This is a genomic window from Micromonospora sp. NPDC049523, from assembly GCF_040676775.1.
Classification (GTDB): Bacteria; Actinomycetota; Actinomycetes; order Mycobacteriales; family Micromonosporaceae; genus Micromonospora_G.
In genome coordinates this window covers 353742-377190 of record NZ_JBFAPP010000006.1, presented here as the reverse complement: position 1 = coordinate 377190, position 23449 = coordinate 353742, and the positions used below count along the sequence as shown (strand labels likewise).

22 protein-coding genes are annotated in these 23449 nt (G+C 68.5%); 4 read left to right on the top strand and 18 right to left on the bottom strand.

All coding sequences use genetic code 11. From position 1 onward, the window contains the following. Window positions 1-15: 15 nt before the first annotated feature. The 9 genes from AB0J90_RS12190 to AB0J90_RS12150 all read right to left on the bottom strand — a co-directional run bounded on the left by AB0J90_RS12190 (window position 16) and on the right by AB0J90_RS12150 (window position 9901). Complete coding sequence (locus AB0J90_RS12190) at window positions 16-1047, bottom strand: branched-chain amino acid ABC transporter permease (protein WP_363595043.1); 1032 nt, start codon at window positions 1045-1047, stop codon at window positions 16-18. A gap of 47 nt (window positions 1048-1094) precedes the next feature. After that, window positions 1095-1973: a branched-chain amino acid ABC transporter permease gene (locus AB0J90_RS12185; RefSeq protein ID WP_363594975.1), complete on the bottom strand. Its 879-nt coding sequence runs from the start codon at window positions 1971-1973 to the stop codon at window positions 1095-1097. Between the two features lie 49 nt (window positions 1974-2022). Beyond that, window positions 2023-2748 (bottom strand): ABC transporter ATP-binding protein, encoded by a 726-nt coding sequence (locus tag AB0J90_RS12180; protein WP_363594973.1) that lies wholly within the window; start codon window positions 2746-2748, stop codon window positions 2023-2025. Next, window positions 2745-3578, bottom strand: coding sequence for an ATP-binding cassette domain-containing protein (locus AB0J90_RS12175; RefSeq protein WP_363594971.1), 834 nt, complete (start codon window positions 3576-3578; stop codon window positions 2745-2747). The genes AB0J90_RS12180 and AB0J90_RS12175 overlap by 4 nt, the downstream gene beginning before the upstream one ends. Window positions 3579-3698: 120 nt before the next feature. Then, window positions 3699-4781: an acyl-CoA dehydrogenase family protein gene (locus AB0J90_RS12170; protein WP_363594969.1), complete on the bottom strand. Its 1083-nt coding sequence runs from the start codon at window positions 4779-4781 to the stop codon at window positions 3699-3701. Continuing rightward, a complete protein-coding gene (locus AB0J90_RS12165) occupies window positions 4778-5941 on the bottom strand; it encodes an acyl-CoA dehydrogenase family protein (protein WP_363594967.1) in 1164 nt (387 codons plus the stop codon). The genes AB0J90_RS12170 and AB0J90_RS12165 overlap by 4 nt, the downstream gene beginning before the upstream one ends. A gap of 126 nt (window positions 5942-6067) precedes the next feature. After that, on the bottom strand, window positions 6068-6916 hold the full coding sequence (locus tag AB0J90_RS12160; protein WP_363595041.1) for an alpha/beta hydrolase: 849 nt from the start codon (window positions 6914-6916) through the stop codon (window positions 6068-6070). A 167-nt stretch (window positions 6917-7083) separates the two neighbouring features. After that, window positions 7084-7860, bottom strand: coding sequence for a DeoR/GlpR family DNA-binding transcription regulator (locus tag AB0J90_RS12155; RefSeq protein ID WP_363594965.1), 777 nt, complete (start codon window positions 7858-7860; stop codon window positions 7084-7086). Between the two features lie 37 nt (window positions 7861-7897). Continuing rightward, entirely contained in the window at window positions 7898-9901 is a 2004-nt protein-coding gene (locus AB0J90_RS12150; RefSeq protein ID WP_363594963.1) for a beta-galactosidase, read from the bottom strand. 197 nt (window positions 9902-10098) lie between these two features. Between AB0J90_RS12150 and AB0J90_RS12145 the strand changes: the two genes are divergently transcribed. After that, the gene (locus AB0J90_RS12145) at window positions 10099-10500 is read left to right on the top strand and encodes a YciI family protein (RefSeq protein WP_363594961.1); all 402 of its coding nucleotides are present in this window, start codon (window positions 10099-10101) and stop codon (window positions 10498-10500) included. Between the two features lie 99 nt (window positions 10501-10599). On the opposite strand, the gene AB0J90_RS12140 is transcribed toward AB0J90_RS12145, so the two are convergent. From AB0J90_RS12140 to AB0J90_RS12130, 3 genes are all read right to left on the bottom strand, one after another. Then, window positions 10600-10833 (bottom strand): hypothetical protein, encoded by a 234-nt coding sequence (locus AB0J90_RS12140; protein ID WP_363594959.1) that lies wholly within the window; start codon window positions 10831-10833, stop codon window positions 10600-10602. A gap of 150 nt (window positions 10834-10983) precedes the next feature. Continuing rightward, the gene (locus tag AB0J90_RS12135; protein WP_363594957.1) at window positions 10984-11280 is read right to left on the bottom strand and encodes a DivIVA domain-containing protein; all 297 of its coding nucleotides are present in this window, start codon (window positions 11278-11280) and stop codon (window positions 10984-10986) included. Between the two features lie 57 nt (window positions 11281-11337). Then, window positions 11338-11622, bottom strand: a complete 285-nt coding sequence (locus tag AB0J90_RS12130; RefSeq protein ID WP_363595039.1) for a hypothetical protein — start codon at window positions 11620-11622, stop codon at window positions 11338-11340. Between the two features lie 334 nt (window positions 11623-11956). On the opposite strand from AB0J90_RS12130, the gene AB0J90_RS12125 reads away from it, so the two are divergent. Then, entirely contained in the window at window positions 11957-13045 is a 1089-nt protein-coding gene (locus tag AB0J90_RS12125) for an XRE family transcriptional regulator (RefSeq protein ID WP_363594955.1), read from the top strand. On the opposite strand, the gene AB0J90_RS12120 is transcribed toward AB0J90_RS12125, so the two are convergent. Beyond that, on the bottom strand, window positions 13042-13605 hold the full coding sequence (locus AB0J90_RS12120; protein ID WP_363594953.1) for an NUDIX domain-containing protein: 564 nt from the start codon (window positions 13603-13605) through the stop codon (window positions 13042-13044). The genes AB0J90_RS12125 and AB0J90_RS12120 overlap by 4 nt on opposite strands. A 330-nt stretch (window positions 13606-13935) precedes the next feature. After that, entirely contained in the window at window positions 13936-14505 is a 570-nt protein-coding gene (locus AB0J90_RS12115; RefSeq protein WP_363594951.1) for a dihydrofolate reductase family protein, read from the bottom strand. A 129-nt stretch (window positions 14506-14634) separates the two neighbouring features. On the opposite strand from AB0J90_RS12115, the gene AB0J90_RS12110 reads away from it, so the two are divergent. Further along, a complete protein-coding gene (locus AB0J90_RS12110) occupies window positions 14635-15249 on the top strand; it encodes an SMI1/KNR4 family protein (RefSeq protein ID WP_363594949.1) in 615 nt (204 codons plus the stop codon). Here the strand turns inward: AB0J90_RS12110 and AB0J90_RS12105 are convergent. Then, window positions 15237-15947, bottom strand: a complete 711-nt coding sequence (locus tag AB0J90_RS12105) for a VOC family protein (protein WP_363594947.1) — start codon at window positions 15945-15947, stop codon at window positions 15237-15239. The genes AB0J90_RS12110 and AB0J90_RS12105 overlap by 13 nt on opposite strands. 530 nt (window positions 15948-16477) lie before the next feature. On the opposite strand from AB0J90_RS12105, the gene AB0J90_RS12100 reads away from it, so the two are divergent. Then, window positions 16478-18628 carry a beta-L-arabinofuranosidase domain-containing protein gene (locus AB0J90_RS12100; RefSeq protein WP_363594945.1) on the top strand — a complete coding sequence of 717 codons (2151 nt, stop codon included), beginning with the start codon at window positions 16478-16480 and terminating at the stop codon, window positions 18626-18628. Window positions 18629-18663: 35 nt separating this feature from the next. Here AB0J90_RS12100 and AB0J90_RS12095 read toward each other — a convergent pair whose 3' ends face one another. From AB0J90_RS12095 to AB0J90_RS12085, 3 genes are all read right to left on the bottom strand, one after another. Then, the gene (locus AB0J90_RS12095) at window positions 18664-19266 is read right to left on the bottom strand and encodes a hypothetical protein (protein ID WP_363594943.1); all 603 of its coding nucleotides are present in this window, start codon (window positions 19264-19266) and stop codon (window positions 18664-18666) included. A 260-nt stretch (window positions 19267-19526) separates the two neighbouring features. Next, window positions 19527-21899: a glycoside hydrolase family 95 protein gene (locus tag AB0J90_RS12090; RefSeq protein ID WP_363594941.1), complete on the bottom strand. Its 2373-nt coding sequence runs from the start codon at window positions 21897-21899 to the stop codon at window positions 19527-19529. Window positions 21900-22049: 150 nt separating this feature from the next. Continuing rightward, window positions 22050-22850: an inositol monophosphatase family protein gene (locus AB0J90_RS12085; RefSeq protein ID WP_363594939.1), complete on the bottom strand. Its 801-nt coding sequence runs from the start codon at window positions 22848-22850 to the stop codon at window positions 22050-22052. Between the last annotated feature and the right edge of the window lie 599 nt (window positions 22851-23449).

The following is a 23449-nucleotide window of genomic DNA, read 5'->3' as shown; positions in this document are numbered from 1 at the left end:
TACGGGCGGTGCCGGTCAGCGCCGCCGACGGGGCAACGCACGCCCGATCCGGGTCAGCAGCCCTTGGATGCCGCCCGGAGCGGCGATCATGACGACGATCAACGTGACTCCGAAGATCGCCAGCGGAAGGTTCCCCTCCCACCGCTGTGCCACGGCGGGCGACAGCGTGAACAGTTCGGTCAGCGAGTGGGTGAGGTCGGGAAGCGCGACCAACAGCACCGCGCCCCAGACCGCCCCGGCGAGACTGCCGAGGCCGCCGATGACGATCGCCATCAGCAGGAACAGCGACAGGGTCAGCGAGAACGCCCCCGGTGACACGCTCTGTGCCAGCACCGCGAGCAGCCCGCCGCCGAGGCCGGCGCAACCAGCGCTGACCACGAACGCGAGCACCTGGGTCCGGGCGACGTGGATCCCGGCGAGACGGGCGGCGATCTCGTCGTCGCGTACGGCCCGCAGCGAGCGGCCGAACCGGCTGCGGACCAGGTTCGCCAACAGGAGCATGGTCAGCAGGGTGACGGCACCGGCCAGCCAGGCCTGCCAGCGTTCGTAGGGGAAGTAGGGGCCGAGCCCGAGCGGTGGTGGTTCGACCGGCACCGACAGGCCCTGTTCGCCGCCGAACATCTCGTCGAAGGTGATCGCCACCGCCGGCACGACCACCGCGACGGCCAGGGTCAGACCGGCGAGGTACGGGCCGCGCAGCCGGGCGGCGGCGAGTCCGATGACCGCCCCGACGGCGACCGTGACCAGCACCGCCGTCAGCAGCGACACCGCGAGCAGCCAGCCGGAGGTGGCGCCGCTGTCGGCGATCCGGGTCTGGGTCAGCGCCACGGTGTACGCACCGGTGGCCATCAGCGCACCGTGCCCGAGGGAGAGCTGCCCGTTGAGTCCGGTGAGTACGGTCAGCCCGGCGGTGGCGCAGAGGTACGCGGCTACCGTGGCGAGCTGGAAGTTACGGAACGGCTCCAGCCCGTACGTGGCGGCCAGCAGCAGCAGCGCCGCGACCAGGGTGATGCCGAGGTGACGCAGCAGTGTCGACCGCCCCAGCACCGCGGACCTGCGCGCCACCGGGGGCGCGGCGACCTGCGTCGGCGCGTTCACACGTGCCTCGCGGCGACACCGGAGAAGAGGCCGCCCGGCCGGGTCAGCAGCACCACCAGCAGCAGGGCGAGGACGGCGAGCGGGGTGACGTCGCCGCCGACGTACCCGCTGACGTAGGAGAGCAGCAGCCCGACCACCAGCCCGCCGATGACCGCGCCGGGTGGGCTGTCCAGCCCGCCGACGACCGCTGCGGTGAACGCGGAGACGAAGACGAGGTCCATGGCGTGCGGGTGCAGCCCGAGTTCGGTCGGGATGACCAGCATGCCGGCGAGTGCGCCGACTCCGGCGGCGAGCGCCCAGCCGAGGGTGAGCATGCCGCCGACGTTGACGCCGAGCAGCCGGGACACCTCGGGGGCGAAGGCCGCCGACCGCATCCGCAGGCCGACCGGGGTCCGGCCGAACATCCAGGCCAGGCCGAGGACCACCGCGCCGACCGCGGCGAAGACGAACAGGTCGTACGGGGCGAGCAGGACCAGCCCGCCGATGGTGAGCGCGGTACGGTCGAACGGCGCCGGTGCGGGCAGGAACTCGTTGCCGTACACGATGCCGAGGACGGCCTGGATGACCAGGACCAGCCCGAGGGCGACGATGACCGCGTTGAGTGGTGACGTGTGGCTGACGAAACGCATGACCGTCAGGTCCACCACGGCACCGAGCACCAGTCCGGCGGCGAGCGCGGCGACGAAGCCGAGCCAGTAGGAGCCGGTGGCGACCGACACGCTGTGCGCGACGTACGCGGTCGCGACCGCCATCGCCCCCTGGGCGAAGTTGACGATGCGGGCGGCACGCCAGATGAGTACCAGGGCCAGGGCGAAGGCGGCGTACACCGCTCCCCGGGCCAGGCCGTCGAACGTGAGAAAAACGAAGCGGTCCAAAGATTCCTCCCTCCGAGCTGTCCGATGTGGGGGGTGACGCGGGGTCCGGTCAGAACCCGAGGTACGCGTGCCGCAGGTCGGCGTCGTCGCGCAGTCCGGCCGCGCTGGTGGCGATGGCGATCTTCCCGAGCGACATCACCACGCCCTGGTCGGCGACGGACAGCGCGCTGCGTACGTTCTGCTCGACCAGCAGCACGGTGAGCCCGGTACGGTCACGAAGCTGCCGCAGCAGCGCCATGATCTGGGCGGTCACCCGGGGTGCGAGCCCGAGCGACGGCTCGTCGAGCAGCAGCAGCCGGGGTCGGCCGACCAGGGCGCGGCCGAGCGCGAGCATCTGCCGTTCGCCGCCGGAGAGCTGGTGGCCGGCGTGGCGTCGCCGTCGGGTGAGCGGTTCGAACAGGTCGTAGACCTCGTCGAGGGCCACCCGGGCGTCGGCCCGGTCGCGTCGCCAGAGCCCGCCGAGGCGCAGGTTCTCGTCCACGGTCAGTTCGGCGACCACGCCGCGCCCCTCCGGCACGTGCGCGAGCCCCCGTCGGACGAGTTGTTCGACCGGGACGCCGCGCAGGTCGTCGCCGTCGAAGAGGATCTGTCCGCCGGTCGGCCGGACCAGCCCGGAGAGCGTACGCAGCAGCGTCGTCTTGCCGGCACCGTTGGCACCGAGGACGGCGGCGATGGTGCCGGGCGCGACGGTCAGGTCCACCGACCGCAGCACCGGCGCGGCACCGTAGCCGGCGACCAGTCCACGTACGCTCAGCAGGGCGTCGTCGGCGCTCACGCGACCGCCCCCTTCTCCGCCTCGACGCCGGCATCGGGCCTGGCGTCGGCGGTGTCCTCGACCTCGGCGCCGAGGTAGGCCTCGGTGACCGCCGGGTCGTCCCGGATCACGGCGGGTGGTCCGGCGGCGATGACCCGGCCGAAGTCGAGCACCACGATCTCGTCGCAGACCGCCATCACCAGGTCCATGTGATGCTCGACCAGCAGCACCGCGCACGGATGAGCGGTGCGGCGGGGCAGGTCCCGGATCAGGGTGCCGAGTTCGTCGATGTCGTCGGCGCCGAGGCCACCGGCGGGTTCGTCGAGCAGCAGCAGCCGGGGTCGGGCGGCGAGCGCGCGGGCGAGGGCGACTCTTTTGCGTACGGCGAAGGGCAGCGTGCCCGGGGCGGCGCCGGCCTGGTCGGCGACGCCGAGTCCGTCCAGGATGGTCAGGGCGTGTTCGCGCAGCCTGCGCTCGTCACGATCGCTGCGCGGCAGCCCGAACAGGGCGGACGCGAAGCCGGCCTTGGCCGAGTTGGTCGCACCCGCCATCACGTTCTCCAGCACGGTCAGGCCCGCGAAGAGCCCGACGCCCTGCAGGGTGCGGGAGATGCCGAGGCGGGTGAGCCGGTGCGGGCGGGGGCGCAGCGGTCGCCCGTCGAGGGTCAGCGTGCCGCTCGACGGTTGGACGAGTCCGCAGACCACGTTGAACAGGGTGGTCTTGCCGGCGCCGTTGGGACCGATCACGCCGACGACCCGATCGGCGGGCACTCGTAGCGAGACGTCGTCGAGGGCGGTGAGCCCACCGAAGCGCACCCCGATGCCGTGCAACGCGAGCCCGTGCTCCGTCATCAACATCCCTCGTCCGGCCTCCGAACTAATTACACTCGGAGTGTACGTTTCCGAAACCTGGCGTCAATACCTTCGATGCGTACTTGTTACTTAGCAGTAGCTAAGCCGTTTACACATCGGTCATCCGGGCAGGTCAACCAGAGTGGCGAGCTTTGCCCGGTGCCGGTCGGCGGTGCCGAAGCCGATCGCCGCGCTCTTGGCCCGCTTCAGATACAGGTGCGCCGGGTGCTCCCAGGTGAAGCCGATCCCACCGTGCAACTGGACGCACTCCTGCGCCGCCGTCACCGCCACCTCCCCGCAGTACGCCTGCGCCAGTGCCGCCGCCACCGGGGTGTCGACGGAGTCGCTGGCCAGGCAGTCGGCCGCGTACCGGGCCACCGCCCGGGCCTCGGTCACACCCACCCACACGTCGGCGAGCCGGTGCTTGACCGCCTGGAACGAGCCGACCGGCCGACCGAACTGGTGTCGTTGCCTCACGTACTCGACCGTGGTGTCCAGGCACCACTGGGCAACCCCGACCTGCTCGGCGGCGAGCAGTGCGGCACCCGCGGTGAGCGCGTCGGTGACGGCTCCGATCGCGGTGTGACCTGTCGCGATCCGCCGGCCCGGTGCAGCGTCGAGCGCGATGTCGCAGAGCTGCCGGGTGGCGTCGAGCGAGACCACCGGCACCCTCGACACCCCCGGCCCGCCCGCTTCCACCAGGTACAGTCCGTCCGTCGCCGGCACCAGCAGCAGACCCGCCGGCAGCGCGTCCGCGACCCCGACGATGGTCCCGGTGAGGTCCCCACCGTCGACGACCACGTGCTCCGGAAGCGGTCCGGGTGGGGTGGCGAACGGAACCGCCAGCACGGCGATCTGCTCACCGGCCGCCAACTCGCTCAGCAGCTTCGTCTCGACGCAGCTCAGCAGCGCGCGTACGGCGACCGCGTGACCCAGGTACGGCACCGGCGCGGCAGCCCGCCCGAGTTCTTCGAGCACCACCGCCACCTCGCGGAAACCCGCGCCCGCCCCGCCCAGCGCCTCCGGTACGGCCAACCCGGCGAGCCCCAGGTCGACCGCGAGCCGCCGCCACAACCCCGGGTCGTACGACTCGGCCCCGTCGACCCGCGCCAGCACCGCCGACCACGGGCTGTGTGCCCGGAGCAGCGCCCGTACGGTCGCACGCAGCGCCTCTTCGGTGTCGTCGTAGCGCAGGTTCGTCATCGGTCCACCCGAGGTTCGGCCGGCAGGCCGAGGACCCGCTCGGCGATGATGTTGCGCAGGATCTCCGAGGTGCCGCCCTCGATCGAGTTGCCCCGTGCCCGCAGGTAGCGGTAGGTGGCACCCCGGCCGAGCAGGTCCGGTTCGGTCGGGCTGCGCAGCGACCAGTCGTCGTGTCGCAGCCCGTCGGCGCCGAGCAGTTCGACCTCGGTGCCGCTGATCGCCTGGGCCAGCCCGGCGAAGGAGAGCTTGACCGCCGAGCCTTCCGGGCCGGGCTCGCCGGCCACCAGTTGCTGGCGCAGTCGCAGCGCGGTGAGGCGAGCTGCCTCGGCGCGTACCCAGAGGCGCAGGATCTCGTCGTGACGGCCCGGCGTACGCAGATCGGCCCGCTCCCGCCAGGTACGGGTGAGCAGCCCGATCATGCCGCCCTCGCGGGCCATCGGGGCGCCGCCGATCGAGACCCGCTCGTTCATCAGCGTGGTCCGGGCCACCTGCCAGCCCTCCCCCACCGCGCCGAGCCGCAGCGAGTCGGGCAGTCGTACGTCGGTCAGGAACACCTCGTTGAACTCGGCCTCCCCGGTGAGCTGCCGCAGTGGTCGCACCTGCACGCCCGGTGCGGAAAGATCGCAGACGAAGTACGTCATTCCCCGGTGTTTCGGCAGCTCAGGATCGGTACGGGCGAGCAGGATCCCCCAGCGCGCCTGGTGTGCCATCGAGGTCCACACCTTCTGCCCGGTGACCAGCCAGTCGTCGCCGTCGCGTACCGCCCGGGTGGTGACGCCGGCCAGGTCGGACCCGGCGCCCGGCTCGCTGAAAAGCTGGCACCAGATCTCCTCGCCGGTCCACAGTGGCCGCAGGAAGCGGTGGTGCTGGTCCGGGGTGCCGTGCCGGAGCAGGGTCGGCGCGGCCATGCCCAGGCCGATGCTGTTACGGCGGGGTTGGTTGTCCGGTGCGCCGGCCAGCACGAACGCGGCGTCGACCACCGGTTGCAGGTGCCGGGGCACGTCCAGGCCGCCGAGTCCGATCGGGTGGTGCACCCAGGCCAGGCCGGCGTCGAACCGGGCCCGCAGAAACTCGATCCGGTCGCCGTGCGGGTCGTGCTGCCCGAGGAACGCGGCGACCCGGTCGCGGAGCCGGTCAGCGGCAGCGAAGTCGTCGCCCACGCTTCTCTCCTCATGTATTTGCATCGTTGGTGCAATATAAACGCACGACCGCGCCGGACGGAAGCCCGGCGCGGTCGCGGTCGCCACCGGAGGCGGCCGTGGGCCAACCGCCGCCGGTGGTGGCGATCAGGAACTGGGGCAGGTGTTGCGGTACTCCTCGATCGCCGTGCCGGACGGTCCCGGGCAGAGGAACTGCTCGTACCGGGTGTCGTCGTCGACGAACCGCTTCAACCAGGCCACCGCCTGCTTCGCGGTCGGCGTGTTGGTGGTCTGCGGGAAGAAGTGGCTGGCGCTGTTCAGCTCCAGGTACGCCTTCTCCGCCGACGCCGGGATGCTGTTGTAGAACGGCACCGAGTGCGACGACACCGGGGCGATCGTGTCGCTTTCACCACCGATGATCAGCGTCGGCACCCGCAGCGTCGACCAGCTCTTGGTCGCGTTCCACGGGGCGAGCGGAACCGCCGCCTGGAGCGACGGACGGCTGCGAGCCGCCTCCAGCGAGCCGCCACCGCCCATCGAGTGACCGGCGACGGCGAGCCGACTCGGGTCGATCCGGGTCCGCACCGAGCTGTCCTCGACCAGGTAGTCAAGAGCGGCGAGCAGTTGCTGGCCCCGGCTCGCCGGCTGGTCGTAGATCGTGTTCGTCTCGATGCCGATCACCACGAAGCCGTGCGAGGCGATCCGAGGCCCGAGCCAACTGATGCTCGACCAGCTCGCGGTGAAGCCGGGCGAGATCGCGACGGCGCCGAAGGTGCCCTCGCTGGTGCTGGTCGGGTAGTAGATGACCCCGCCGCCGAACCCGCTGACCAGCGAGGAGACGTTCTGCGAGGAGGTGGCGAACGGGCCACGGCTGGCTTCGAGGATCGCGTTGGTCGGGTTCGGACCACGCTCGTACGGGCCGGCGGCCTGGGCGGCGCCCGGCACCGCGACAAGGCCGGTCGCGACCAGGGTCGCGGCCGCGGCGAACCGGGCCAGCCCGAGAAGAGCGGATCTCGTACGGGTGGGGGCGGGGGTGGAGGTGTGTGATCGCACGTCGGTGTACTCCCTTTTCGTCGGGGTCATATCGACGTGCACCAGTGTTTGACGTGCCGGACCGGCCACGCATCGGCAAAATCACCAGTCTGTTGCCGGTAAGGGTTTCGTCAGGCGGGCTCGACGACCACCAGCTCTCCGACCTGCTCGCCGATCGTGGTGCGTGCGTCCCCGGACAGCCCGACGTCGGTGATCAGTACGTCGGCGGCCCCCAGCGGGGCGATGGTGGCGATGCCGATGGTTTCCCACTTGGTGTGGTCGGCGAGCACGACGAGCCGACGGGCCGCGCCGATCAGGCACCGGTTGACCCCGGCCTCCAGCAGGTTCGGCGTGGTGAACCCGGTTCGTGGGCTGAGCCCGTGCACGCCGAGGAAGAGCAGGTCGACGTTGAGCGCGCTGATCGCCGCCTCGGCCACCGGGCCGGTCAACGCGTCCGACGGGGTACGGATGCCGCCGGTCAACACGACCGTCTGGTCGGCGCGCGGATTCTGGTAGAGCGCGTCGGCCACCGGAATCGAGTTGGTCACCACGGTCAGCCCCGGTACGTCGGAGAGCAGGGTGGCCAGCGCGGCGGTGGTGGTGCCGGCGGAGAGCGCGACGGCCATCCCCGGCTCCACCATCCGCGCGGCCCGCTCGGCGATGGCCCGCTTCTCCGCCTGCTGGCGGACCGACTTCGCGGCGAAGCCGGGTTCTTCGGCCGAACCCGGCCCGGCGAGCGTCGCACCGCCGTGCACCTTGTCCACCAGGCCACGCTCGGCCAGCGCCTCCAGGTCGCGCCGGATCGTCATGTCGGACACGCCGAATCGACTGACCAGGTGGCTCACCCGTACTCCGCCGCGTTGACGGATCAGGTTGAGGATCGCGGTCTGCCGCTGCTGGGCGAGCATGGGGGAAGTCTCCTTCGCGCGGTGACTGTCGTCGGGATCAGGCCGGGTCGCCGGTCCGATCCTCGCGGACGACCGCCACGTCACCGGCCGCCAACGTCAGCTCACCGGCGCATCGCGCCCCGGTCAACAACTCGGTGCCGGTCGCCGGGAGCCGTACCTCCGCGTCGGTGTGGTTGATCGCGAACAGCCAGCTCCGGTCGTCGTCGCGGCGGCGTACCACCTCCACTCCGGACGGGACCGGCGCCGCCGGGCGCACCCCGGCCTCGTCCACGAGCCGGGCGACCAGCCGGTCCGTGGCCGGTTCGTCCAGCCGGGTGCCGACGTACCAGGCCGCGCCGTCGCCGACCCGGTGCCGGGTCAACGCCGGCACGCCCGGCAAGGGCCCGTCGGTGTACGACGCGAGCACCTCGGCACCGTCGGCGTGCAGCCACTCGGTCCACACGTCGGCGGTGCTGCCGTCGTCGAGCCGGACCTGTTCGCCCTCGCGCAGCGGGAAGAACTCCTCGGTGCGTACGCCGAGCAACTCCCGGAACGCGCCCGGGTAGCCGCCGAGCCGGATGTGGTCGTTCTCGTCGACGATGCCGCTGAAGTAGGTGACCGCCGCGGTACCACCGCCCTCGACATACCGGTGCAATGCCGCGACGTCGGCGTCCCGGACCAGGTAGAGGGTCGGCGCCAGGACCAGCCGGTAGCCGCCGAGGTCCGCCGACGGGTGGACGATGTCGGCGGTCACGCCGGACCGCCAGAGCGCTCGGTGCAGGGCGGTCAACCGGTCGGCGTACTGGACGTCGACGCTGGGGTGCGAATCCAACTCGACGCCCCACCACGCCTCCCAGTCGAACAGGATCGCCACGTCGGCCTCGACCCGGCTGCCGCGTACCTCGGCCAGCGCCTTGAGGTCGGCGCCGAGCTGGCAGACCTCGCGGAACACCTTGGTGTCCGGTCCCGCGTGCGGCACCATCGCGGAGTGGAACTTCTCGGCGCCGGCCCGGGAGGCGCGCCACTGGAAGAACAGCACCCCGTCGGCGCCACGGGCGACGTGCGCGAGGCTGTTGCGGCGTAGCTGCCCGGGCAGCTTGGCCACGTTGCGCGGCTGCCAGTTGACCGCGCTGGTGGAGTGCTCCATCAGTAGCCACGGATCACCACCGGCAACTCCCCGGGTGTGGTCGGCGGCAAGCGCCAACCCGAGATGCGGCTGCGGGTCGGCCGCGGTCAGGTAGTGGTCGTTGGACACCAGGTCCACATCGTCGGCCCAGGACCGGTAGTCCAGGTGCTTGATGCCCGTACCGATCATGAAGTTGGTGGTGACCGGCTGACGGACCAGCGTGGCGAGCACTCCGCGTTCCGCGCGCAACTGGGCGCGCTGTTCGTCGGAGGAGAAGCGCAGGAAGTCGAGCTGCTGTGTGGGGTTGGCGAAGGTGGGTGCGGTACGCGGAGGGTTGATCTCGGCCCAGTCGCCGTAGCGCTGGCTCCAGAACGTGGTGCCCCAGGCGGCGTTGAGCCGGTCCAGGTCGCCGTAGCGCTCGCGTAGCCAGCCCCGGAACGCCTCGGCGCTGACGTCGCAGTAGCAGTGCACGTTGTGGCAGCCCAGCTCGTTGGAGACGTGCCACATCACCACGGCGGGGTGCTCGGCGTAGCGGCCGGCGACCGCCCGCACCACCTCGAGCGACCGCTCGCGGAACACCGGTGAGCTGGGACAGTACGCCTGCCGTCCGCCCGGCCAGAGGATCGTGCCGTCGGCTTGGCGGGGCAGCGTCTCCGGGTGCGCCCGGGCCAGCCACGGTGGCGGGCTGGCGGTGGCGGTCGCCAGGTCGACCTGGATGCCGCCGTCGTGGAGGAGGTCCAGCACCCGGTCCAGCCAGCCGAACTCGAACCGGCCCGGGGTGGGCTCCAGCAGGGCCCAGGAGAAGATGCCGACCGAGACCAGGTTGACCCCGGCCCGGCGCATCAGCTCGACGTCCTCCGACCAGGTCTGCTCGGGCCACTGCTCGGGGTTGTAGTCGCCGCCGAAGAAGATGCCGTCACCGTGCCATTGCCGCATGAGAGCTGAGGGTGCACCCCGCAGGTCACCGAAGTCAACAGGTTCCAACATCGAGGAGCGCTCCATTGGCTGTTCGTGTTTATCCATGTGGATTCTCGGTGGAAAGGTTTTTCGTCGGGATGTCGAGAACGGTGCTGGCTGCTTCTACCTCAGGGTGAGAGCACCGAAGATGGTGCGCAGCCGTGAGGAGCAAAACCATGAAGTACATGCTGCTGATGCAGTTCAGCGCCGCCGGAACGGACTTCCCGGGCATCGAGAACTGGACCCCGGAAGAGGTCCAGGCGCACATCGCGTTCATGGGCGAGGTCAACGGCAAGCTCACCGCCGCGGGCGAGTGGGTCGACGGGCAGGGACTCGCTGGCCCGCAGCAGGCCCGGATCGTCCGTTCCAGTGAGGGCGGGACGCCGGTGGTCACCGAAGGCCCGTTCGCCGAGACGAAGGAGTTCCTCGCCGGCTTCTGGATCGTCGACTGCGACAGCCCGCAACGGGCGGTGGACCTGGCCGCGTACATCTCCACCGCACCCGGCCCCGGCGGACGTCCGCTCAACATGCCGATCAAGGTGCGCCCGGTGTTGTCCGCCCCACCGCAGGAGCTGTGAGGGCTGACCATCGCCCCCCGCACCGAGGACCTGCTGCGCGAGTTGGCGCCGCAGGTCCTCGGCGTGCCCGCCCCGCCTCCCTGCCACAGAATCTGACCGTTACTCGCCAAACCACCCGAGGAAGCGGTCATCGAGCTGCTCGGCCGTCAGCTCGGTCAACTCGATCCGGGCGACCTGGAGGTAGGGCGTCAGATAGCGGCGCAGAACGTCGGGCTCGCACTGGCACAGCTCCTTCAACTGGCGCCGCCTCATCACGCAGGGCCAGGGCGTGCCGCAGGCGATGCACGCCCAGTCGGGACGCGACGGGCCGTGCAACGCGGGCTGGTCAGCCATCGCCGCCGGCCCCGCGGTTGGCCTGCCGCTGGCGTACGTAATAACAGGGGTAGTACGGCCAGCCGCACGCACACGCCACCCGCCACGGCCTCCACCACCGCCGTACGCGCCCGTGCTTCACGATCTTCGCCACGATCCCGTCGCCTTCCGTTACCGTTCAGTCCAGCGACCCGTGTTCACCGGTCGGTGTCGCGCCTGCTCGGTGTGCCAGGCGCGCAGCGCCTCCTTGAGCCGAAGGTTCTCCTCCCGCAACGCCGCCTCGGTCGCCTCCCGCGCCACCAACTCGTCCGTCACCCGCCGCACGAAGGCGTACACCTGCTCCTCGGCCAGTCCGCGACGCCCGATCCGGGTACGCCGAAAGCGGGTGAGCCGAACCTGCTCGGGTCGCAACCGGGTGAGTCGTTGGACCACCCGGGAGACTCCTACGGCCGAGGTCACGATTCTCATTTCTCCTTCTTGGTCTAGCTGCTTCGTCGGGGCGTACCGGCGCCGGACGGGAGACGGTCAGCGGCGGGTGCGGGTGGTCGTGGTTGGGGTTGCGCGTTGGCTGGTCAGTTGGGTCGGCCTGTGGGGGCGGGCGAGCAGACGCAGGCCGTCGAGCTGTACGAAAATCTCGCGCTTCTCCGTCGCCTCGCCCTTCCGGTTGAGTACGTATCCGGTCAGCCAGATCCAGCCGTCGTACGTGGGCTGCTTCGAAACGACCGTGACCCGGAAGGTGATCGCGCTGTCACCACCGAACTGGACCGAAGCGGGCGCTCCCACCCCCAACACGTCACCCGGTTCGGGCATACCCACGACAACCCCTGTTCGATCGTCAGACGGGCACCGACCAGAGCTGCCAGCGCCCGAAAAATCACCGCAGCTACGACAGCCCAGGACACCAATCCGTCGTCGTTGACCAGGCACGTCACCGTGAGTACCTGTTGTATCGAGCAAACTCCGCCTGACACTGTCGCGATAGGTCATCGCTATTAACAGCTAGGTGTTAACCCCTGTGATTTATCAAACCAACAGGGCATGCTTATCCGTGAGAAGCCAACCGAGTTGCACGCTGAGGAGGCATGAGTTGTCGAGCCGAATCAGGGACGCACGGCTGTCCCGCGGCTGGTCACAAAGCCGGCTAGTGCATGAGATCGAACGCCGCCTAGCCGCAGCAGGACAGCCGACCGTCACGACCGCTAGCTTGAAGGTCTACATCTCTGAGTGGGAGAACAGTCGCCGGGCGGTCGGCCCGGAATACCGCGCGGTATTGCGGGAGGTGTTCGGGCAGACTGATGGCGAGCTGTTCGCTGTGGACCCCGAGCATGAACTTCCCTCGCTCGACGAGGCATACACGGAGCTGGCCGACAGGATCGAGACAGCAACCGCCATCGACTTGCTGATGATCGACACTCTCGTCCAACAGACCGAACTCTTCCGGAGGATGGACCGCCAGCTCGGAGCAGCCATTCTTGTTGACCGAATGAACGCGCATCTCGCAACCCTTGAGAACGCGCTTGCCTATGCGGTACTACCGACTGCCAGGCGGCCCGTCGCAGAGGTGCTGGCCAGCGCCTCAACCCTCGCCGGGTGGCAAGCGCTGGACGTCGGTGCCGTAGATCGAGCCTGGCGGCACTACGAAACCGCACGCCGTGCTGCTGCTGAGGCAGAGAATCCCGCATTGCTTGCCCACGCCATGGGCGAGCAGGCTTACGTGCTGGTTGACGCGGGTCGCGCGAATCTTGCGGTACAACTCATCCGAGAAGCCCGGAAGTCTGCGCACGGTAAATCCCCCGCACGACTCCTAGCATGGCTGGCGGCGGCGGAAGCCGAGATGAGCGCGATCAGCGGCGATGACTCGGCGTGCCGGGCGGCGTTGGATCAGGCTTCAGCCGCGCTACCATCCGGCGCGGAATCCCGTGACGCGGACGTACCCGGCGTCTTCCTCAACGAGAGCCACCTCGCCAGGTGGCGAGGCAACGCGCTGGCGCAGCTCGGGGACGCAGGCGCCCTGGCCGACCTGCATAGTGCGCTGGACCGCCTCGACCCCACGTTCGCGAGAGCACAGGCTGGTCTCCGCATCGATCTCGGGCAGGCCTACTACACCAGCGGTGAGCTTGGCGAAGCGCGACGCCAGGCGGGACAAGCCCGTATGCTCGTAAACCGGACGGGATCTCTCCGACACCGGCGACGGCTCGACCACCTGACGTTGTCCCTCACAAAGGCCAACTAGTCTGCCGGAGGGCCAAAGGCGAGCACGTGCAGCAGACCGATCAAGGTCCCGGAGCCTAGAAGCTCCTGCTTCGCCGCTAGATCCCGTACCGCAGCGAGTGGCACCCACTGGACCCGGCCGATCTCCTGGGGATCGCTCGGCGGACCAACGAACTGGGCGTTTCGCGCAAAGAAGACTGCGTGCGGCGAATCGACCATCCCAGTCATCGGCTGGTAGGACACCAGGCGGTGCATGGGGCCTGGGCGCCACCCGGTTTCTTCCTCGACCTCTCGCGCTGCCGCGACCGCTTCGTCCTCAGCGTCATCCACGACACCGCCAGGCAGTTCCCAACCCCACTGATCGGAGACGAACCGGTGCCGCCACAGCATCAGCACCCGGTCGTGGTCGTCCATGACCACGGCGACGACAGCTCGGAACAGCCTGACCACATGATGCTCGAACCGCTCACCACCTCCCGGTGGCTGGACGTCTGCCAGCAGCAGACGTACCCACCGGTGCTCGTAGATAGTCCGTTCACCGTAGACCCGCCAACGCATCGAGTCTGGGCTGTCATCGGTCATGGTCCGACGCTACCGCTTCGTCGACATCTGCTCAGCTCGCGTACTGAGCGCCCCAAACCAACCGAGCCCGAGCAGGAAATACCCTCCAAGTCGTCAAACGCCTACGACTCCTAAACCGCCCCTGACGATGCTAAGCGTTCCTCATTCACTCCGAACAGACGTCACCAGAGGAGGATCGCCACTCCCTCGTCAGCGGGTCGCACGCTCTCTACGTCGCACGGCTCGTCCGTCGCTGGACCATCTTGGCTGGGGGCTGGGCGAACCCTCGCATCAGGCGCGAGAACCGTCGTTCCGTCGCAGGCAGCCGCCAATGTGCCAGGACGAATCACGTCAAGCTGTTACTCGCGTGGGCCGGTATCGCGCTGCAACCACCCCCGACCGGAACTCATGGCGATCCACGAGCTCGAGCTGGATGCGCTCGCGCAGACCGGCGAGCAACATCGGCCCGTGTCCGGCAAGGATCGGCTGCACAAGGAACACGTACTCGTCGATCAGTCCCAGATCTGCCAACGCCAGGGGGAGCGTCACGCCACCCACGAACAGGCCCTCGCCTGGCTCCTGCTTGAGCCGCTGAACCGCTTGCCCCAAGTCGCCTTGTACCAGCTCGGCATTCCAATCGACCCCGCTCAGCTTGCTCGACACGACGTACTTCTTCGCCCGGTCGATGGTCTCGGCGAACGGGACCTGCCACTCGCCCATCCGGTCAGGCCACGTGCCCGTGGCGGGCCGCCGCCACGCCGACTCCATCATCTCGTAGGTCACCCGGCCGAACAGCAGGGCATCGGCTCGTTCCATCTCAGCGGTCCAGTAGCGCATCGACTCCTCGTCGGGGGCGAGCCCTGCCTCGTGATGGCAGCAGCCGTCGAGTGTGACGTTGATCGAGTATCGAAGTGGTCTCATCTCGTTGCTCTCCCTTGATGCGCGCAGCGCGTTTCACCGGACCGTGCTCAGACTACTGTCGGCGCTATTTCTCATCGGCGCCCGCCACCTACTCAGCACCGTCGCGCTGCGACCCAGACCGCAGATGGTATGTATACGCGTGTGAATAACGATCATGCCGACCCTGAGGATGTCGCGGTGCTCCGCGAGGCCTTCCAGGTCGACGACGGTGGTACGTCGGCACTGGGTTGGGCCGCTGTACGCGAATTCGAGGGCGCGCAGGGCATTGTCCTGCCCGAGCCCTACCGGACATTCGTCGCGGAGATCTCCGACGGGTCGGACTCCGGGCCACCGGAGTTCGGGCTGGTCGGGCTGGCGGAGTTGCCCGACGACTGGGGCGACGACCGGCCGGAGCGCGTGCTGAGCCGACCCTTCCCGCTGACCTCGATGTGGCTGTGGGAGGACGACCCCAGGCCGTCGGAGGAGGTCGAAGCGCTCCGTGAGCCGGTCTTCAACGACGGGTCGATCGTGTTGGGCACCGACGGATGCGGCATGTACTGGCACCTGATCGTGAGCGGACCGCACCGAGGGCACATCTGGAACATCAGCGGCGAAGGCGCCGCGCCCTTCGGCGCGGAGTTCGGCTACACCACCGCTGATCCAGGCTTCATGGGATGGGTCAGACACTGGACCGCGAACAAGTCATGGTTCGACGCCACGGAAGGCAGTGTCATTGGGTCGACTGCCTCTGATCAGCCCTGGTAGAGGTCGATGAGGTTGCCGCTGGGGTCGCGTACGCAGGAGGCGCGGGGCTTCCAGGTGAAGTCGGTCGGGGGTTGCACCTCGGCTCCCCCGGCGGCGAGTGCTCGGGCGTGGGCTGCGTCGACGTCCTCCACCAGCAGCCCGAAGTGGGCACGGCCACGGTCGGTCGAGTCGGGAGCGGCCTCCTCCAGGGTGATGAGGAAGAACCGCTCACTGTGGTGGGTGCCGAACTGTAGCGAGCCGATCGCCTCGTTGAAGACGACATCGAACGCCTTCGTGTAGAAGCTTGCCGCAGCCCGTACGTCCGTCACCCCGATCCTGATCTGCGCGGGATGCACGGTTTGCAGGGCGGGCATCAGCTCTCCCTTCTCGATGAACTCGTCCACCGCCACCACCCGCTGCGACAGCTCGCGCACCTGGGCGACGAGCCGCTCGCGGTGAGCGTCGAGAGCCGGCGGGACAAGCTCACGGCTCCCCGCCAGCAGCGCCCTGATCTCGTCGATGGGCAGGTCGACCGCGCGTAGGCCACAGATCAGTCGGGCCTGCTCCACCTGGTCGTGCGCGTACTGGCGGTAGCCGCTGTCGGGGTCGACGCGAGCCGGCTTGAACAGCCCGATCTCGTCGTAGTGCCGCAGCGCCGCAATCGACAAGCCACTGACCAGCGCAAACGCGCCAATGTTGAGAAGTTCCCTGTCTTCCACCCCGCAAGCATCAGGTCTCAGCCCACCCGAGAGTCAACCCACGCCGCGCCCCTTTCTTGATCAGGGAGAGTTCGGCCGGCTATAGCGAGCCAAACTCTCCCTGATCATGGAGAACCCACCCCAGGAGGCGTGGACAGCAGGAGGGGCGGTCACGGGGAGCACAACCCATACGCGATGTTCACGTGAACACGTCGAGCCCCCACGCGTGAACTTCACTAAGACAGTCCAGCCCAGCAACTCACCTGAGGCACCTCCACCAGCACAGCCAGCACCCAGGCACGGACAGCACCGGCAGGCACGACTTCAGCAGGTGTTCAACGAGGAGTGTCGAAGTTTCTACAGGTGTTCGGTGGGGTGTACGCATCGATGGCGTTAGGTTGCTGGAAACAAGCGCTTAACACGGTGAACGCCGTACCGGCGTCGATGTTAGCGCTAACTATGAGTCTTCTGATGCCAGGGGGTAGACCGTGACGCCAGCACGTCCAGCTATCGATCGGCGCGGGTTGCTGAAAGTCGGCAGCGCCGCAACAGTGGGAGCGTTCGTCGCTCCGCAACTCGGCAGCGCGGCGCAGGCCGCACCGGACTCCGACACGTCGACCCTCGCAGCCAGCTCGCCGGAGGCCGGGTTCCTGGACCAGAATCCGAGCTGGGTGGTGAAGCCGTTCGCTCTCGACCAGGTCACCCTTGCCAGCGGTACGGTCTTCGCCGAGAAGCGTGCGCGCGTACTGAACCTGGCGACGGCGTACTCGGCGGACCGGGTATTGCACAACTTCCGGGTGACGGCCGGGCTGCCCACCCCGGAGGGTTCGTCACCGCCGGGTGGTTGGGACGACGCCACCGGCAACCTGCGCGGGCACTTCAGCGGGCATCTGATCACGATGTTCGCCCAGGCGTACGCGTCGACCGGCGAGCAGGTCTACCGGGACAAGATCGATTACATCGTCACCGAGCTGGGCAGGTGTCAGGACGCCATCGCGGCCACTGGGCAGGCGAGCCATCCTGGTTTCCTGGCCGCGTACCCGGAGACTCAGTTCGTCCGGCTGGAGTCGTTCGCGACCTACCCGACGATCTGGGCGCCGTACTACACCTGCCACAAGATCATGCGCGGGTTGCTCGACGCGTACCTGCTGGTGGGGAACGAGCAGGCGTTGGAGATCGTGACCCGGATGGGCGACTGGGTGCACAGTCGACTCTCGGTCCTCCCCCGCGAACAGCTCAACCGGATGTGGGCGATCTACATCGCCGGCGAGTACGGCGGCATGAACGAGGTGATGGCCGACCTGCACGCGATCACCGGCGACGAGCGTTACCTGACCACGGCGAAGTGCTTCGACAACCGACAGGCTCTCTTCGGTGCGTGCGTGGAGGACCACGACATCCTCACCCGGCTGCACGCGAACACCCACGTCCCGCAGTTCGTCGGCTACCTGCGGGTCTTCGACCGGTCGAACGAGCCGGACTACCACACCGCCGCCGAGAACTTCTGGAACATGGTGGTCCCGCACCGGATGTACGCCCACGGCGGCACCAGCGGCACGTGGCCGGCCAGTGAGGGTCTGCCCGCGAACACCAACGCGGAGCTGTTCCAGCCTCGGGGCAACATCGCCAACTCGATCGCGGGCAGCGGGGCCGAGACCTGCACCTCGTACAACCTGCTGAAGGTGGCGCGGAACCTGTTCTTCCACGATCCTGACCCGAAGTACATGGACTACTACGAGCGGACCCTGGTCAACCACATCCTCGGGTCCCGCCGCGACGCCGACAGCACCAGCAACCCGAACGTCGTCTACTTCCTCCCACTGAGCCCCGGCAACGTACGCGGTTACGGCAACACCGGCACCTGCTGCGGCGGAACCGGTCTGGAGAACCACACCAAGTACCAGGAGTCCGTCTACTTCCGGTCGGCGGACAACGGCTCGCTTTACGTCAATCTGTTCGTCGGCTCGACCCTGAACTGGGCCGAGAAGGGGATCACGGTCACCCAGACCACCGACTTTCCCCGGCAGCAGGAGAGCAGGCTGACCATCACCGGCAAGGCACAGCTCGACATCCTGCTGCGGGTGCCGAGTTGGGCGAAGAACTTCCAGGTGTGGATCAACGGTCAGGAACGGTTGGGGCCGAAGACGCCGGGAACGTACCTGCGGCTGCGGCGGATGTGGCAGACCGGCGACACGATCCGGATCTCGATGCCGTTCGGTTTGCGGGTGGAGAAGGCGCTCGACCGGGCCGACACCCAGACCGTGTTCCACGGGCCGGTGGTGCTGGCGGCGCTGAGCCAGGAGCGGGAGTACCGGGAGTTCTCGTTCTACCGGCAGGTCAAGCTCGACGGGGACATCTCCCCCGCGTTCGAGTCGGGCACGTCCGGCACGTTCACCACCAACGGCCACACCCTGCGCCCGCTCTACATCGGGGACACCCAGGCCCACCACATCTACTTCCGGCGTACGGAACCGACGGTCGTCTTCGCGACGTACGACTCGGGGGTGGTGAACAAGGAGCGTGAGGGTCAGACGTTCCTGGACCTGGTCTGGGCCCAGGCCCCGTTCGGCAGCCACCAGGAGTTCATGAAGACGGTCACCGCCGCCTCCGCGAACTGGGTACGCCAAGGTGTCTTCACCCGCGAGGAACGAACCGCCATCCTCGCCGCGGCCACCGACGCCGAAGACGCGCTCCGCCCTTGAGACGCAAGTCAGGGAATGGGGGACGATGCACCCACTCAATCGGCGCTCTCCCTCCCCACCTCCTCGTCCAGGAAGTCGACGTCTATGCCGTTGTCTACAAGAAGCCGGGTCAACCCTCGATCAAGATTTCCCCAGATACGGCCGAGCGCGCTCTTGTACGTCACCCACTCCAACTGATCAGCTTGCGACGCATCCTTCCCGGGGTGGGATCGCTTCACCCGATCCAGGAGTACGTAGGTGCCATCGATATCGTAGTACCATACGTCGCCCGTGGACGCGAGGACGATATACGTCCCGCTCATCAGTTCCGCTGTCCGTGAATCCGGGTCGGCGCGCTCCTCGCGAAGGATCCACCACCCCTCGGCGAGCCGCTCATCCACCCAGTCGTGGCCGGCTGGAACCTTCCTTCCGAATATCGTCGTTCTGAACCGCTCTTCCTGCACCCGCCGCACAACACTGGCGTCCATCTCGACCCGGTGATTGCGAAGCTCGCCAACGATCTTTCGAGTCAACTCAAGGGTCGAATCCACGCGCGTCGCATGTAGTTTGCGATCGTTTTCGTCGGCAACCCGACTCGCTTCCTGCTGCTCCCGCTGGCGTACCATCTCCTGCCGCACGTGCTCAGCGAACTCACTCACCCGCGCCAGCCTTTCATTGCCCAAAGGAACATCGAGGGCACCACTTCATCATGGCAGCAAGGCACGACCTATCAGCAAAACGGGCACATAGGTGCCAGCCAACATGACATAAATGCGAATGGCACCGAGATCGGTGGCAGACCGACGACATGATCCGGTCCCAGGCTGACGCCGTTAGGTGGTTTGCACGATCGTGAGGAGTTCGGCCGGCGGGAGCCGAACCCCTCACGATCGTGGTGGGCCCATCGGGTGACGACGACTCAGCGGCCGGGGGTCAGGGTGACGGACCGCCCCGGCTCGAGGGTGATCCGACGCCGCCAGTTCCCCGCACGTACCTCGGTTTCGGTGCCGCCGACGCTGCGGATCGTCGCGCTGGTCACCTTGCCGTTGCGCCAGGCGAGATCCACCTCGAAGCCACCTCGGGCGCCGACGCCGGTCACCTCACCGCTGGGTGCCCAGGCGTCCGGAAGCGCGGGCAGCAGTTCGATGACACCGGGTCGTGAGTAGAGCAGCATCTCCAGCGCCGCGGCGGCTCCGCCCAGGTTGGCGTCGATCTGGAAGATGGTGTAGCTGCCCTGGCTGTACATGTCGAACAGGTTGGCCGAGGTGCCGTTGCCGTTGTTCATCGACGGCCGCAACACGGTCAGGTAGAGCTGGTACGCGTTCTCCGCGTCCTTCAGCCGGGACCAGCACAGCGACCGCCACGCGCAGGCCCAGCCGTAACTGTCCATGCCGCGCGCGGTGAGCAACGCCCGTACGCCGTCGACCAGTTCCTTCGGGCTGGTGTCGGTGTTGATCCGGTCGCCGGGGTAGAAGCCGATCAGCGGGGAGAGGTGCCGGTGTGTGGTCTCGCCGAGGTTCTCCGGGGTCATCCACTCCTCGAGCCAGCCGCTCTTCGGGCTGACCCGGGGCAGGTAGAGCCGGGACTGGAGGTCGGTGACCTCGGCGGCGAAGTCCTGGTCCCGGCCGAGCACCTCGGCGGCGACCTTGATCTGCTGGAACAGGTCCCAGGCGAGTTCCTGCGCGTACGTGATGCCCTTCGCGTCCGGGCCGTGCTCCGGTGACCAGGCGTTGTCGTCGACCAGCACCTCGCGGGTCGTACCGTCCGGCTCGGTGACCGTGGTCGGGATGAGCCGGGACTGCCAGAACTCCGCCGCACCCTTGAGCACCGGGTAGATCTTCTCCAGGTACGCGCGGTCCAGGCTGTACTCGTAGTGCCGCCACAGCGAGTTGCACAGCCAGGCGTTGCCGGACGGGTGCCAGACCCAGCCACTGCCGCCGTAGATGTTCGTGGAGAACGCGACCGCCCAGCCGGCCAGTTTTCCGCTGCTGTTGCGGAAACGGTTGCGGGGGTCGTTGTACAGCCGTCGGGTGACATCGGTCCAGACCGGCAACTGGGACACGCAGTAGTCGGCCAGGGCGTGCGCGGTCTCGCCGAGCCCGGCCGGGTCGGCCAACCAGTAGTTCATCTGGATGTTGATGTCGGTGTGGTAGTCGCCGAACCAGTCCGGGTTGTTGTTGTGCACCCAGATGCCCTGGAGGTTCATCGGCAGCCGGTCACGGGAGCCGGTGATGTTCAGGTACCGGCCGAACTGGACGTACATCGCTTCCAGTTCCGGGTCGGGGGTGGTCGGGTCGGTGTAGCGGACGGCGATCCGCGACCAGGTATCCAGGGCCCGCTGCACCGGCGTCGACTCGCCCAGGCGCAACCGCATCCGGTCGTAGAGCCGCCGGTAGTCGGCGACGTGCGTGGCGAGCAGGCCGGCTGCGGGGACCCGAGCGGCCGAGGCGATTTTCGTACGGGCGAGCGCGAGCGGGTCGACCGCCGGGTCGCGGAAGTTCTTCGCCGCGTCCCGGGAGTAGTCGGTGCCGCCGCAGATCACCACCAGCAGTTCCCGGCAGCCCTCGAAGGTGACCTTGGAACCGTCGGTGCCGATCCGGCCGCCGGAGCCGATCGCGGTGACCGCCGCCGCGTACCTCAGGCCATTGGGCAGCGTGCCGGCGAAGCTGGCCTGGCTGCCGGCGGCCGTGGTGGTCTCGCTGTGGGTGCCGACCAGGGACACGGAACCGGTGTGGCTGCCGCCGCCGGACTGGGTGAGCCGCAGGACGATCACGTCGTCCGGGTGGCTGGCGTAGACCTCGCGCCGGTAGTGCGCCTTCCCGATCCGGTAGCTCACCGACACGATTCCGTTGCTGAGGTCGAGAGTGCGGCGATAGTCCGTGTACGTCTGCGGGTTGTGGCCGGTCAGCGCGACGCGTACCTGGGCGAGCAGGCCGAAGCTGCCGAAGCCGTTCCCGTCGTACGGGAGTTGGCCGTCGCTCTGCAGGGTGTCGTTGCGTCCACCGGTCCAGAACGAGCCGTCGGTGAGGTAGACGACGTCGTCGGCGGGGTTGCCGCCGGTCAGTGCACCGAGCCGGCCGTTGCCGATCGGCAGGCCCTCCCGGATGATCTGGTCCTCTTTGGCTGGTGTGCGGTACCAGAGCGTGGTGACCTGGGCCTCCGGGACCAGTGTGGCTTCGGTGGGACGGGCCGGTGCGGCGTGCGCGGCGAACGGCCGGGCGCCGGCGATCGCGAGACCGGCCCCGGCCGCACCGGTCAGGCGGAGGAAGTCACGACGGGACGATTCGAGCACGGTGGTTTCCCTTCCGACACATTCATCGGATCTCTACCGCCTGGATCCGGACTTTCCGCCATCCAGCAGGTAACGTGGGCCATCATCAATCCGATGTTTTCATAAATTATGTCGGTCGTTCGGGGATGTCAACAGCCGTCGTCCCGGGCCTCAGCGGCGGCGGATCAGGGACATCAGCTCGCTGTGGGTATCGGCGTCGGCGGCGACCACCAGCCCTCGGCCCGCCGGCCCGATCGGGGCGCCGTCGATTCCGGTGACCACACAGCCGGCGGCCCGGCAGATCGCGATGCCCGCGGCGAAGTGCACGCTCCCGGACAGGTCACCACCGTCGGTGACGTACGCGGCGCGTTTGCCGGCAGCGACCCAGGTCAGCGCGAGCGTCGTGGAGACGACCCGGGGCCGGAACCGGGCCACGAAACCGGGGTGGGCGAGCAGGTCCACGGCCCGGAATCCGGGTGCGTTCGGGAACGGCGGGTCCAGGTTGACGTCGACCAGGCGGGTGTCAGGTGTGGGCGACAGGAGTGCGTCAAGACCGTTGTGCCGTACCAGGGCGGTCCCACCGTCGGTGAAGAAGACCTCGCCGCTGAACGGGTCGGCCACCGCCGCCGCCCCGTCACGCAGCGCCACGTTGACCGCCACCAGCATGTTGCCGACGGCGTAGTTCAGCGTGCCGCACAGGGGATCCACCAACCACTGACGTACGGAGTCAGCCGCGCCCTGCTGGCCGCCCTCCTCGCCGAGCACCGCGTCGTGAGGCCGCTGGGCACGGATGACGTCGAGAATCGCCTGCTCGGCGGCCACGTCCGCAGCCGTGGCGAAGTCCCCGGCACCCTTGTCGATCCGGCTGAGCCGCTGGCCGTACATGTCACGCACCACGTTCGCGCCGGCAGCCGCCGCGGCCATCGCCACGCCGACATCGACATCGTCACTTCCCGTATACGAGTTGATCATTCGTGCAGCATATCGGGGCAAAGCCGGTGCAGACCTCCGGAGCGACAGAGCCGCCACATCCGGGGCACCGGACGCCCCACACGATCTTGTACTGATGCGTACGGTGATGCCTGCGTCAGCGGGATAGTCCTTTTTGGAGCCATGTGCTCTCGACGACGGTCGTGGTGATCGACGGCGGCGGTCGTGCGGGTGGCCACCGGGTGGCGGCACCACCCGGGTACTCGCCGGTCAGGGCACTCTCCCCCGACGCAAGGCGGTCGCGGCCACTTCACCGCCGTGTTTCCGGGGTCGTCTCGGGAGGCGATTCGCCAGGCTTCCCCACCGTCGCGGCTCGCGTCGCGACCCGTTGCCCGGGCACAACTCCCTATGACACGATCCGCTCAGATGATCGTCCCCTATCGATGTAGGAGGTGCTCATGACCCGGATGCTGCGTCACGTGGCGGCTCGCCTGGTGGGTAAGCCCCAGGTCAGCGGACGTTACCCGTACTGGTTCTACGGCTACGAGGGCAACTAGACCTGCGCCCTGGCACTGCCAGGAACCACTCCCATCACGACTACCGACAAACAGTGATCACAGGATCCCCGCCCGGGGATCCTG